Consider the following 13,178-nt stretch of genomic DNA (forward strand, 5'->3'; position numbering starts at 1 on the left):
CTTTCCAGGTGCTGAACAATTAATTAAGCATTTTTAGTTTTTCAAAGGATTCGTTAATGATTGTAATTATTAGTCCGAGGTGTACGAGCGCCAACAACTGCACCTATGAGCGCAGTAGCTAAACCTAATAAAGAACCAAAGACATACCACCACAAGGTTCTAGAAGTGGCAGCAGCAATTTCACGAGCTTGTGCAGCCGTTAACTGAGGCACATTTTGCTGTATGGGAGAACCCGACTGCTGTACTTGATTTATCACGTCTCCGGCGTTAGCAGCAACAACACCGAAAGCACCCGTTACTCCCGTTGCTAATAGCCATGAGCTAAGAGCCAATGTTGTTGCCCAAAGAATAGCACCGTTCAGGAGTGCTGTGTTGCGATTCATGGGTCCACAACCACGGGTTGTTACCCAACCACCAACAAATAAGGAAATCAACAAAGCAATAGTTGACCAAAGCCCTACATTACTGGCAACACCCGGTGTAATCGATCTAGGTGCTAATGAGTTAGCTATTCTACCTGCTCCAAGAGCGCCAAACAATGCACTCAAAATCAATTGTGTAGCTAAACCAACCAAGACACCAGAAATTATCGGACCCCAGCGAACACGATCATGATATTCACCTACTCGACTCGCAATAGTGGTCTCGGTTGGTATCATATCATCATTTACCCGATTCACGTATGACATAGTCTATTTTGTCCCTTGCTAGTTCAGGAAATTCTCTCAGGTATATTTATGCTTTATGTTTAAAAGTAAATTACTTTTTGTCAGGTTTTATATCTATCAATAGAAGGACTTGATCACTCTGTCATTAGTAAGAATAATAACGTTTAAATTTACTTATTTAAGTTTGATAGTATAACTAAACCTTGCAGGCATTTGATATAGAAAATATCAAAATTTATATCTTTGAAACTGCATTTTCGGTAATAAAATATCCAAATATCTCAGCTTTTACTTAATTAAAAAATCAGGAAATTTTTAACGAATCTTTACAGCTGTACCTGTGGCAGTAATTAGTAATAAAACCCCAGATTGGTCAACATTTATAGTTCCTGTATCAATTTCAATGCCAATAACAGCATCTGCTCCTAAACGTTGCGCTCTTTGTTCTAGTTCTTCTAATGCTTTTCGTTGTCCTTGTTCAAATAAGCGCTCATAGCTGCCAGTACGTCCACCGACGATATCACGAATGCCGGCTAAAAAATCCCGCAGGAAATTGCTACCATAGACGACTTGTGCTGTCACAATACCCAAATATGAATCAATTACAGCGCCTTGAATTACGTCAGTAGTACTTAAAAGCATAAATTCACTTCCAAAATAGGGAGTTGCTAGGTCGGTTAGGTCATAAACTAATTATACAATCTATATTCCACAAGACTTTCCAGCTTTTTGCCTGTTAAGAGTTTCCTGCAATAGACCATATATTCTAATTTTGCATTTTCCTGATGCAGATTGCCAGAATTGGTGGAACTTTTTGGATGTTATAGTGATCCTAATGTTTTGACACTACCACAAATTTAACTGCAATTGTTATGGCGATTCCCACATTCGTGAGGTACAGCAAAAAAGATTTAACCGCAGATAAAAGAGGATAAACGCAGATGGACGCAGATAAATTTGGATATCAGGCGATTAGTAACGCAGTTAATTCAAAATTCAAACTAGTGCCGACTCCAGGCTGATTTTTTCAATTCAAAAAGTAGATTACACAAGCTTTTGAGTTGAATATGACTGAGTATTTACTTTCGCCACGCTGCACTAGGAAATGCTATATGTCTTTTAAATTTAAGTCCTAGGATCAAAAAAATGCCTAATTTACGGTATCAATGGATAAATTTCCTAAATTATTAATATTTTCAAAATGTGAACAAAGACACTTTCCAAAATTCAATATTTTTGTTTTAATGTACCAAACAAAAACTTTACGAAACTTTAAGGAAATTTACTGTGTTCAAACCAACATCATTTTTAGTAACTTTTCTATTATTAGGATGTTTCATGACTACTAGTCCCTTGATAGCGCAAGCTGAGGTACTAGTGGCACAAGCCCGAAACCCACAGTTAAAGGAACTGTTAGAAGAAGGGAGGAGGCTAGTAGATACAGGGGATTATAATGGGGCGATCGCACTTTATCAGCAAGCTGCAAATATAGACCCCAGAAATGCCAAGATACATTCTGGGATTGGCTACTTATATGCCCAACAAGGGAATTTTCAATTGGCGTTAGCTGCTTATCGACGAGCGATCGCTATTGACTCCAATAATAGTGATTTTTACTACGCTGTTGGTTATATCAAAGGTAACTTAGGAGACACCGCTGGAGCAAAAGAGGCTTATCGTCGTGCGATTCAGCTAAATCGTGGCAATCTTAATGCCTATTTAGGTTTGGGTGTAACTCAAGCCTCTCTAGGAGACTATGAATCAGCTAAGTGGGCTTATGAACAAGCACTTAATTTGAATAGGAACAATCCTCGCACTTATGAGTTGATGGGTTCAATGTTCAAACAGCGACGACAAACACAACAAGCCAGCAGCGTCCTACAAAAAGCCCGCGATTTATATCGACGTGGTAATGATCCAGACGGGGTAAACAGGGTAGACGCAATACTGCGAGAAATAGGCGGTTAATTAATTAAGGTGTGGTGTGTAGGATTTTAAGGGTATGGGGTGTAGGGTGTAGGGTGTAGGGAAAGAAGAAAAAAAACTTAATTCTTGCTACTGACAAATGACCAATGACTACTGACTACTAACTACTCTAGCAATAGGCATTCGCCAACCAGTACCAAAGGCGCGGTCAGTGATTTTCAGTCCGGGGGGTGCTTGTCGCCGTTTAAATTCAGCCCGCGCTACCATTTGCAATACTCGATTGACAATTACTGAGTCATGACCGGCTGCAACTATCTGTGCTGCTGATTGGTGGTTATGAATCAGACGTTCTAAGATATCATCCAAGATTTCATAAGCTGGTAAGGAATCTTGGTCAACTTGACCTGGTTTCAGTTCTGCGCTGGGTGCTTTGGTGAGAATATTTTGGGGAATAATTTCTGTCTGGTTATAAGCATTTAACCAATGACACAGAGAATACACACGAGTTTTAGGAACATCTGCAATCACTGCTAAACCGCCATTCATATCACCGTAAAGGGTGCAGTAACCAACAGCCATTTCTGACTTGTTACCAGTAGATAAGAGCAGATGACCAAATTTATTAGCGATCGCCATTAATAAATTACCACGAATCCGCGATTGAATATTCTCTTCAGCAATACCAAACTCAGTTCCTGCAAATAAATCAGCCAAAGTGTGATCAAACGCCTGCATTAATTCGCCAATCGGTAGAATATGAGTTTTAATTCCCAAATTTTCGCCTAAAGCCAAAGCATCACTAATAGAATGTTGGGAACTATAAGGAGAAGGCATCAAAACACCAAAGACATTTTCCTTACCCAATGCCGCAGTGGCAATTGCCGCTACTAATGCCGAATCAACCCCACCACTTAAACCTAATATTACTTGAGAAAAGCGACATTTCTGGATATAGTCTTTCACACCCAAAACCAAAGCCTGCCAAATTTCCTCATCTTCAGATTCATCAGCAGGGGAAACAGAACCTAACTGTAAATCACGCTGTATTTCATCAAACTCAACTACTACTAAATCAGCTTTAAAACCCTTAGCACGACAGATAATTTCACCGTGCTGATTTACAGCAAAACTACGCCCATCAAAAATCAAATCATCATTTCCGCCAATTTGGTTAGTATAAATTACTGGGTGTTTAAAATTCACTGCACTATGTTGCAGCATCGCTTCTCGTAACTTTTGCTTACCTACAGTGTAGGGTGATGCAGATAAATTGACAATTAAATCTACACCTAAATTTGATAAATCAGCAATAGGATTAACTGCATAACTACGTTTACCCCAAAACTCCTCATTATTCCACAAATCTTCGCAAATAGTTACGCCAATATTTATATCATCTAAAGTGAAATAATTAGCTTGTAACCCAGGTTGAAAATAACGGTTTTCGTCAAAAACATCATAAGTTGGTAAAAGTCGTTTGTGGAAATATTGTTTAACTTTCCCTGCTTCTAATAAAGCAATGCTATTAAATAAATTTTTTCCTCCTGTAATATGTGCTTCTGTATTTTTGACAACAGTTCCTACTAACACAGCTAAATTGGCAGGTAAATCTTTAGCTAATTGTTGTAATGTGAAATCCATTGCTTCCACAAAACTAGGATTTAGTAATAAATCCCTAGGTGGATAACCACATAAAGAAAGTTCTGGTGTTAATAATAAACGGACATTTTCTGATACTGCCTTTTGTGCCGTTTCCAGAATCTTTTGGGAGTTGCCGAGTAAGTCACCAATGATAGGATTAAGTTGAGCGATAGCGATTTTCATATTGATAATTGGTAATCAGATTATTAAAATTTTCTTCCTTCTTCCTTCTTCCTTCGCGTACTTCGCGTCTTTGCGGTTTATTTAATCCGTATTTCTGAATATCACTTACTTTGAATTAAATAAACACTAATGGCTTATCCTTAAAAGGCGCAAAAGCCGCAGCATCAAACTTATACAAACTAGCCGGACGACCAGCACCCCTTGAAACCTTAATACCCGTATCGCATAAAAAACCTAATTTGAGTAACCGCGCTCGAAAATTAGAATAATCAGAGAAATGTTCCCCTAAAACAGTTGTGTATAACTGATATAAATCATTCAAAGTAAAGGTTTCTGGCAAAACATCAAAAGCTACAGGACTATATTCTAATTTGTTTTTTAGTCGTCTGTGTCCATAGGTAATAATTTCATTATGGTCAAATGCTAATTTAGGTAGTTGCTTGACAGGATACCAAGCAATACCAGCAACTTTATCAGCGATTAATTCTGCTTCTTCAAACCGGACTAAAGCAAAGTAACTAACCGATAAATAACGCACACCATAACTATGAATATTTTCCCTGGGGTCACGATTTGGTCCACCAAAAGTATAAAGTTGTTCTAAATAGAGATTATGGACTTTGATTTTTTCTGCCATAATGCGATAAGCTGCATCTTCTAAAGATTCTCCTTGACGCACCAAAGTACCAGGAAGACTCCAAGAATTTAAAAATGGTTCTTGCTGTCGCATTACTAACAGCACTAATAGCCGATTTTGGGCAGTATCTACAGAAAAAATTACATTATCTACACCAACTTTGAAATCAGCCAAAGGTTGTTGATTTGTCGGATTGAAAATCTTTTTATGGTGGCGTTCTGGCATTTAAACGTACAAATGCTGTTGATGGATATAAGCAACGACATGGGGTGTCAGGGTTTCGGGATCTTTTTGTTCACGAAAAGCTGTGGAGGAGACATCTAAACCGGTTAAACTAGCGATCGCAATTTTCCCTCCTAGCTGTTTGACTCCTTCTAAACTAGGATAATCTATTACATAACCTGGTCGGGGAATCACCAATAGCTGCACTTGTGTTAACAAATCTTTGACATTATACCAGCGTGGTAATTGATGCAATAAATCTGAACCAATTACCAAAGTATATTCGGCATCATCACCCCAACATACTTTAGCTTTTTCTAAAGTTTCCAGTGTTCTCCAACTACTTAAATCTTGTTCTAAAGTAATATTTTGTTTTGGGGCATCTATATCTGTAATTAGCAGTTGTAACATTGCTGCCCGATGAGGTAAAGGTGTTTGTTGAGACTTAAAAGGATTATCCGCAGCCCAAACTGCAACCCAATCATAACCTTCAGACAACCATTTGAGAATTTTCTGATGTCCAGCAGTTGGTGGATCTGCACTTGTACCAAATAAAGCAATTCTCTTCATTTTATTTTGCGCCATTTACTTTATTTGCTGTTTTTTTTTCGTCTCTTCCGTCAACTTCTGCAAAGCATCAGAAATCTCCACTTTCACAGAAACAGAATTTTCTAATCTTCGTGTTTCTTCTGGTAAACTTGCTACAGAAGCCGCTGTCCGTTGACGAATTGTGGCTAAACTTTCCTGTGGTTGTAATTGTTTACCTTCTTTCATTACCAACTTTAATATAGGTTGTTCTGTAACTGAACTTTCCGCGACTAATCCTAATCTATCAGCTTGGATCTTATTTCCTACAAATGAGCGAAAAATTTGCTTACACCCTGGATAAGTAAATTTACCACTAGACTGTTTCATCACTGGAATACCATCAATATCTACAAGTTTATAAACTCCATTCACTGGTGTACCTGTAACTAGTTTGGTTCCTATTCCATAACTATCAATTTCCGCCCCGTTGGCTTTGAGTTTGGCAATTTCCCATTCATCTAAGTCACCACTAGCGAAGATTGACACATTTGGTAAGAGCGATCGCACTTCTTTTGATAAAGTCACTAAATCCCCAGAATCTAACCTCACCCCGCTTAATGTCATTTTCCCAGATTTAACCTTTTCCGCTAATCTTTGAGCAGCCGCAACCGTATCATATGTATCAATTAATAAAGGCGCACCGGGAAAATATTGATGAAATGCCGTAAAAGCCTGTTCTTCACTGCCTTCTAAAGCTGACAAAGCCATAACTAAAGCGTGTGCCATCGTACCACTTGGTTTTTCACCTAGCTGTAGCGCTGCTAACACATTGGAGGTGGAATCTAAACCACCTGCTAAAGCCGCCCTTGCTGCCCATAAAGAGGCTTGGGGACTAAAAGCTCTTCTTGTACCGAATTCTAAAAGTGTTGCTTTTTCTCCAGCAATATCACGCAATCTTGCTGCCCTAGTAGCAATTAAAGTTTGATAATTGAGAGTATTTAATAAATACGTTTCTACTAACTGTGCTTGCCAAAGTGGTGCTTCAACTCGTAATAATGGTTCATTAGCAAATACTGCTGTGCCTTCTGGTACTGCCCACACGTCTCCAGTAAAACCGCCCTCTGTTAATAATGACCAAAAACGCTCAGGTGCATGAGTAAAAATTCCCGTAGCTTGCAAAGCGGCAATTTGGGCGGAATTCAAGCGGAATTTAGCCAAATATTCTAAAGCTTGCGCCAACCCCATAGCAATTAGATAGCTAAACCCTTGCGGTAAGCGCCTGACAAACAATTCAAAGCTAGCGCGTTTTTGTTCTATACCTTCACCTGTGTAACAAGCCGCCATTGTTAGCTGGTAAAGGTCAGTCAGCAAGCTGTAATCCTCTACACTGAGATTTAGTTCTGGATGATAGTAGCTTTTCTGTACATAGTCCACATTGGGAAAGGTTGTCATGAGAGAGCGTCCTACAAAGAGTGCTTCTTTTATTATGGTAGAACTTACCATAATTAATGTCAAGCCTTGGTGTAATTAATAGTCAAAAATGCCATTAAGCCCTATGTTTACAGGAAAACTAATCTGTAACTAACTATTAATTTACATTTATTAATAGTGATTAAAAGTAATTTAACTGCGTATTCTTCGACAAGACATCCGTAGGGGGTCTATATCTGCGGTCAGCCCTATTACGAATTACGGATTACGAATTATTTTTTATTCGGTAGATATATGCAACAGGCAGTTCTAGAAATTGTTCCGCTTCTTGTTCAAAAGGTTTAGTATCAATAACATTAAATTGAGGCCATTGATTATTGTCCAAAAAAGCATATTGCAATTTGGGATAAATCCGATAATTTCCAGATTCACAGACTTTCGATAACTTGAAGTTTTTCTTAGTGATGTATGTATCCAAGTAATGAACCACATGATATTGTGTCCGCCACCTAATATACTGTGGATCGCAAATCGTAGAGCCAGTGGGGAGTTGGTTAAGAATATTAATCACATCAGGAATTGCGATCGTTTGATGCTGACCAAATTTGCTATCTAGATATAGATAATTGAAATATAAATTGCTCATGCATGATATGACAATGCCCAGAGTGAGAAACCCAGTTATCGCTTGCTTTATAAATCTGCGCTTATAATCTACATATGCTAAAGACAAAACTGTGAACAAAATTGGAGCAAAGAATATCACCATTTTGTAATGGAAGACATATTCTTTTTGATAGTTTGACGCAGCATAAAGATAGATAATCCAAATAGAAATTAAAGAACCTAAAATAGTTTTATTTCCTCTAAACTTAGCAATTCCTACAAACAGAATCAAAAAGAGGAAAATAAGACCAAGACTGCCATAGAACCAAGGAAACTTTGTAAAATATGTCTGTTGTCCCAATTCTAAATAGTTAAAAACTATCCGGCTCAGACGATAACCAATACTGGAACTAGGATTCTCTTGACCATCACGATTAAAGATTAACGCCAGGATTTTCTTAGTATTACTTCCCCTACGAGAAATCTCTCCTATCCAGTAGGGAGTTAGAGTAATAATGGCAGAAGCAATCGCCAATCCCGGTAAAAACCATCGATTAGAACGCTTTCGATGCTTAACAAGAAAGACAACAATACTGCCAATAAAAATAATAGGCATTACAAATAAAGTAGTGCTGTGTAAACATATGATTACAGCAAGACTGATGCCATAAAGTATCCATTGCCCAGCTTGAATAGCAAGTGATGCCTGTCCTTCTAGCAAGCGTTTATACAGCAGTAAAAATGCAAACAAGAAAAAGGGAATTGGACTAACATTCCATTCAAATGTGCTAACAAAAACTTCAGAAAAAATCAGACTGTACCATACTCCGGCTAACCCTGATAGCAATAATCGTTTAGAGGATGGGATATTTTCTATAAGTTCATAAATTAAAACCATGAATAAGAGAATAGCTAAAAAGGAAAAAATGCCATTGGGAACAACTTGTAAAGATGGATCAGCACCGAACCAACTGGCAGGAAAAACTAGGTAATAGTAAAGAGGTGGTAAACTGTAGTTACCTACGGAAGAAGATTGTCCTAGAGTGGGGAAATTTCCCGCCAGCATTTTCATATAAACAAACGCATCTCTGATTTGATCAGGAGCCGGACCAATATCAAAGGTAGTATATTGGAAGAGACTAATAATGCGGGTTAATATTCCAATAGCGATCGCCAAACCAATCAGTAAGTAAGCAACAAAGTTACCTGAAGTTAGTTTGTTAGTAATTGCTAATTTAGTCATCCTACTTTGTTCCTTTTCTTACTAAATTCCAAAGCATAATTTTGAATTCATATGTGGGGTCAACTTTGTCTTTCCAGACCTTGGTTTTATTAACCATATAATCTGGTTTTTGTTCCAGAACATTTTGTAGTATTAAGTCGGAATAATTGCGACTCATGACAAACACATCACTTGCCTCTTCAGGAATAGGATTTTGGGGAGATTGCATTTTGATATCCGTTTTTATCAGGTCGATAAACTCCCAAGGTAGACTGCCAATAAAAATCGGATGGGGAGATTGATTTATAACATCAGCGATAGCAGGAAGAGGAACACTATTATATTTATTCCACCAAATCCGGGATTGAGAGAAGATGAAACAGGAGACAATACTTACAGATATCAAGGACAGCGTTAAGCTATTCCATAGTTGACGATGCCAGAGTTTTTGAGCAGGTAACGATAAATTTGATGCCAATAAATAGGCAACTGCTAGTTGAATTCCCAAGAAAGAAGGAATCAAGTAACGGGCAACACCAGAACGTCTTCCTCCACCAATTAAATCAGGTAATACCAGAGCAAGAGCCGTAATGATGATTAATAACAGAATGAATGACCAAGTTCGCTTAGGTGTGTGACGACAGAGAAAATAAATTGCATAACCAACTAGAACTGTAGTGATGGTAATTCCGAAATAGAAAAAGCTATTTCGATAGGTGAAATTATAGTTGAAATCCATAAATAATCGGTTCACGCTTAAAAGCCAAGTTCTGACTAAATCTCCTAGCGGAACTTTTATTTTCACCCAACTAGTACCCTGATCTAATTTTGTGAAACTGGAAACGGTAGCAATCACCCACGGGACAGTTATTAACCCTCCCATTACAGCAGCAATCAGATAGGCACGAACTGTTTTACTAAACCGAAACCCCCCATTCAAAAAAACGTAGATGCCATGTCCAATGGCAACTAAAGCAGAAAACATATAAGTATAGAGACTCAACACCAGAGTTGCAGTATAGATTCCCCAACTCCATCGGGTATTAACTCGAATTGCCCGCAGTAAGGCAGCACTACTTAAGAGAATAGTCACTATCCATAAACTTTGAGGACGGGCTTCTTGAGCGTAAGCTAAATGGAAAGGTGAAATGGCAATTAAAGCAACGGCTGTCCATGCAGGTGTAGATGATTCAAATAGCTCTCGACACAACCAATAAATACAAGGAAAAGCTAGTAGACTGATCAGGGCAGAAAAACTTCTAATAGCTGTAACAGAAGTGCCAAATAACTGCGCCCACCATCGCAAAGATAGGAAATAAACTGGTGGAAGTTGAGGTTCTTCTGCTGCTAAACCTTTGACGACATCCACCCATGTTCTTTCTGATGTTAATTGCTGATATTGTTTTATATCTTCTATACCAAGTGAATAAGAACCAGAAAATTTTTCTCTGATTTCTTGAAATGTATAACCAGCAATACGACTTGAAGTACTGGTTTCATCTCCCCAATAAACTTTTTTATCAAGATTGGCAAATCGAAAGAATACACCAATAATTAGTAAAGCAATACATAATATTTTAAAAATATTTAGAGAATCTCTATTGCTTATTAAAAACTTGGGAATCGTATTTATTGACATAATTTTTGGTTACTATTCTAGTCGCAAATTTTATGATTTCTAAGAGGTTAACAATCGGAAATTTAGCAATTACATATAGAGATACAGGATCATCGGTTTTAGAATTCAACTGTAGATTAAAATACTGACAGATTAAATTTAAAATGGTCATATTTTGTATAAAGAGTAGCATACATATGTTTTTTATTTACTTTTTAATTTGACATCTTCATGTTTTTTTTATACAAGCTGTTTTTAAATCAAGATTCAGTGAAAAATAGTAGGTATTCAGAATCGCTGTATATATTTCATCTAAATTACACTTAATATTTTCTTGATATTTCAACTTGAAGTATTCAGTACCATTAGAGTCTTTGATAGTATGAACTTCGTACCAAGTGCATCCTTTGTTGGTTACTGTAGATGTTTCATTCGGGTAAATAATATACAAGCATTGATAATACTACTGTTTGAATTGAGAAAATATTACTAATATATACTTGTTGTCTAAGTAAGTATTTGTGCGCGATGCCCTGATTCAAATTTACCCACAGCCTAGATGATCAATAATGGGAATTGTTGATGATTGAGTTTTCCATATCGGTTTCAGAAACCTGGTTAGTCGAGGCTGGATTTGGGAGAAAACCGTAGCAGTTACGCACTAAGTACAGGGGACGACCTTTGACTTCCTCATAAATGCGTCCAATGTATTCCCCAAGCACGCCCAAGGTGACTAGTTGCATTCCCCCCATAAACAAGAGGGCTACCATCAATGATGCATAACCAGGAACATCAATGCCTAAGATCAAGGTACGCAGGAAAAGAAAAGCTGCATAAACAAATGCCAGCAGTGATATGGTAAGTCCAACATAGCTCCAAACCTTAAGAGGGGCAACGCTAAAAGAGGCAATCCCATCAATCGCAAAGTTCCAGAGTTTCCAGTAGTTCCATTTAGTATTGCCCTTATAGCGCTGTGGGCGATCAAAATAAATTGAAGTTTGACGATAGCCGACCCAAGCAAATAGCCCTTTCATAAATCGCGTCCGTTCTGGCATTTGTTTGAGTGAGTCAACCACTTGACGATCAATCAAACGAAAATCACCAGTGTCTGGGGGAATTGGCACTTGACTGATACCGCTAATCACCCGATAGAAAGCATTAGCAGTGAACTTTTTCAGCCAACTTTCACCCTGTCGCGTTCGCCGAGTTGCGTAGACCACATCGTAACCTTCTTGCCACTTGCTAACAAGTTCCTGAATTAATTCCGGTGGATCTTGCAAATCTGCATCGATGGGAATGATGCCTTCTCCTTTGGCATAGTCAATACCCGCAGTCAGAGCAACTTCCTTACCAAAGTTGCGTGACAAGTCAATCACTTTAATCGTAGGATTTTTTTGGTGATGGGCAATTAGGCATTGCAATGTGTTGTCTCTCGAACCATCATTGATACAAACAATTTCATAGCTGGTATGCATGGGGTCTAGAACAGACATAAGCCGTTCAAAGAGGTAGTCAATATTTGCTTCCTCGTTAAACATAGGAATGATAATGGAAAGCTCAACTTCATTTGGTGGTTTAGGCATCTTATCCTCTCTAGATGAGTTCGACGGGGTAATCGTTAAGCAAAAAAAGCTGAGACTAATATCGTGTCCGGTTGACTATTAATTAAATTGATTTAAGTGAATTTGCTACAAATTAACGTATAAGAAACATTAAAACTCGTATCTAACCAGATGTGCAACTTTTCAAAGATAAAAATCTTATCCTATGGGTGAGCTTGTATTTCTATATCAATTCAGTTAATTAAAGCTACAAATGAATCTCCGCGTCCCCCTCTCTCCGCGTCAGAGCGTCTGTCCATTTGTATCAATCTTAAAGTTAAACGGTATTATCTGTTACCAGGGTGAATGACTAATAATTCCTTGATGGTACAGAGCAAGCGGTGTTATCCGTGAGGTAAATCTAAAATCCAAAATTCTGTTAGAGGATGATCAAACCCCTTTGGAGCAAGAGAATAGGGAACAGACTACTTCTGGTGGGGTTTCCTTTCTGAGGAGGACATAGGGAAATTTTCAAATTAGCTGCTTTTCTTTCCTGTTCCTTACCCCTGCGGAGTATGTTGACTTCTCTATAAAATAAAGTATTGCAAAGACATCTAAAAAAACATTGCGGATATTATCAATATATTGCAAATATGAGCAGTTAGAAAATAAGGGAACTACAGTATAGACATCGCCACTCAAGCGAATAAAAAAGGAGTTTCAATATTATGGCTATCTTCAAAATTCTTGCTAGTATAACTCAGTTTATTTCTGAAGCGGTAATTCGGATTTTTGGACCTAATGATGATGCCTATCCTATAATTGGTTTTCAACCTTTTACGGGTGATCCTTACAAGAGAGGTAGGGCAGAGTCTTGGTAGATATTTACTTAGCAATAATTAACATTTTTAAAAGCGATCAAAACAAAGGCGTAGGATTTTTCCTCACGCCTTTT

10 protein-coding genes and 1 pseudogene are annotated in these 13,178 nt (G+C 37.9%); 2 read left to right on the top strand and 9 right to left on the bottom strand.

Translation table 11 applies throughout. From position 1 onward, the window contains the following. Nucleotides 1-53: 53 nt before the first annotated feature. Both H6G68_RS14410 and H6G68_RS14415 read right to left on the bottom strand, forming a co-directional pair. Entirely contained in the window at nucleotides 54-689 is a 636-nt protein-coding gene (locus tag H6G68_RS14410; RefSeq protein WP_190907257.1) for a hypothetical protein, read from the bottom strand. 294 nt (nucleotides 690-983) lie between these two features. Continuing rightward, nucleotides 984-1,310, bottom strand: a complete 327-nt coding sequence (locus H6G68_RS14415) for a YbjQ family protein (RefSeq protein ID WP_127054752.1) — start codon at nucleotides 1,308-1,310, stop codon at nucleotides 984-986. A 645-nt stretch (nucleotides 1,311-1,955) separates the two neighbouring features. Here H6G68_RS14415 and H6G68_RS14420 point away from each other — a divergent pair. Next, entirely contained in the window at nucleotides 1,956-2,636 is a 681-nt protein-coding gene (locus tag H6G68_RS14420; RefSeq protein ID WP_190907258.1) for a tetratricopeptide repeat protein, read from the top strand. A 108-nt stretch (nucleotides 2,637-2,744) separates the two neighbouring features. On the opposite strand, the gene H6G68_RS14425 is transcribed toward H6G68_RS14420, so the two are convergent. The 7 genes and pseudogenes from H6G68_RS14425 to H6G68_RS14455 form a co-directional block, all read right to left on the bottom strand. Beyond that, nucleotides 2,745-4,418: an NAD+ synthase gene (locus H6G68_RS14425; protein WP_190907259.1), complete on the bottom strand. Its 1,674-nt coding sequence runs from the start codon at nucleotides 4,416-4,418 to the stop codon at nucleotides 2,745-2,747. 115 nt (nucleotides 4,419-4,533) lie between these two features. Beyond that, nucleotides 4,534-5,280, bottom strand: coding sequence for an NUDIX hydrolase (locus H6G68_RS14430; RefSeq protein WP_190907260.1), 747 nt, complete (start codon nucleotides 5,278-5,280; stop codon nucleotides 4,534-4,536). After that, a pseudogene (locus H6G68_RS14435) lies at nucleotides 5,205-5,847 on the bottom strand (nicotinate-nucleotide adenylyltransferase). Before H6G68_RS14435 ends, H6G68_RS14430 begins: the two are co-directional and overlap by 76 nt. Nucleotides 5,848-5,862: 15 nt before the next feature. After that, entirely contained in the window at nucleotides 5,863-7,257 is a 1,395-nt protein-coding gene (locus H6G68_RS14440; RefSeq protein ID WP_190907289.1) for a nicotinate phosphoribosyltransferase, read from the bottom strand. A 244-nt stretch (nucleotides 7,258-7,501) separates the two neighbouring features. Then, entirely contained in the window at nucleotides 7,502-9,085 is a 1,584-nt protein-coding gene (locus tag H6G68_RS14445; protein ID WP_190907261.1) for a hypothetical protein, read from the bottom strand. 1 nt (nucleotide 9,086) lies between these two features. Further along, complete coding sequence (locus H6G68_RS14450) at nucleotides 9,087-10,703, bottom strand: glycosyltransferase family 39 protein (RefSeq protein ID WP_190907262.1); 1,617 nt, start codon at nucleotides 10,701-10,703, stop codon at nucleotides 9,087-9,089. 542 nt (nucleotides 10,704-11,245) lie between these two features. Continuing rightward, on the bottom strand, nucleotides 11,246-12,265 hold the full coding sequence (locus H6G68_RS14455; RefSeq protein ID WP_190907263.1) for a glycosyltransferase family 2 protein: 1,020 nt from the start codon (nucleotides 12,263-12,265) through the stop codon (nucleotides 11,246-11,248). Between the two features lie 686 nt (nucleotides 12,266-12,951). Between H6G68_RS14455 and H6G68_RS14460 the strand changes: the two genes are divergently transcribed. Continuing rightward, entirely contained in the window at nucleotides 12,952-13,104 is a 153-nt protein-coding gene (locus tag H6G68_RS14460; RefSeq protein ID WP_127054761.1) for a nicotinate phosphoribosyltransferase, read from the top strand. Nucleotides 13,105-13,178 lie beyond the last annotated feature (74 nt).

The organism is Anabaena catenula FACHB-362 (assembly GCF_014698735.1).
GTDB lineage: Bacteria > Cyanobacteriota > Cyanobacteriia > Cyanobacteriales > Nostocaceae > Anabaena > Anabaena variabilis_A.

What these genes read in the sequence shown, in the direction of transcription:
- H6G68_RS14410 (WP_190907257.1), bottom strand. Translation starts at nt 689, where the DNA reads ATGTCATACGTGAATCGGGTAAATGATGATATGATACCAACCGAGACC.
- H6G68_RS14415 (WP_127054752.1), bottom strand. Translation starts at nt 1,310, where the DNA reads ATGCTTTTAAGTACTACTGACGTAATTCAAGGCGCTGTAATTGATTCA.
- H6G68_RS14425 (WP_190907259.1), bottom strand. Translation starts at nt 4,418, where the DNA reads ATGAAAATCGCTATCGCTCAACTTAATCCTATCATTGGTGACTTACTC.
- H6G68_RS14430 (WP_190907260.1), bottom strand. Translation starts at nt 5,280, where the DNA reads ATGCCAGAACGCCACCATAAAAAGATTTTCAATCCGACAAATCAACAA.
- H6G68_RS14440 (WP_190907289.1), bottom strand. Translation starts at nt 7,257, where the DNA reads ATGACAACCTTTCCCAATGTGGACTATGTACAGAAAAGCTACTATCAT.
- H6G68_RS14445 (WP_190907261.1), bottom strand. Translation starts at nt 9,085, where the DNA reads ATGACTAAATTAGCAATTACTAACAAACTAACTTCAGGTAACTTTGTT.
- H6G68_RS14450 (WP_190907262.1), bottom strand. Translation starts at nt 10,703, where the DNA reads ATGTCAATAAATACGATTCCCAAGTTTTTAATAAGCAATAGAGATTCT.
- H6G68_RS14455 (WP_190907263.1), bottom strand. Translation starts at nt 12,265, where the DNA reads ATGCCTAAACCACCAAATGAAGTTGAGCTTTCCATTATCATTCCTATG.
- H6G68_RS14460 (WP_127054761.1), top strand. Translation starts at nt 12,952, where the DNA reads ATGGCTATCTTCAAAATTCTTGCTAGTATAACTCAGTTTATTTCTGAA.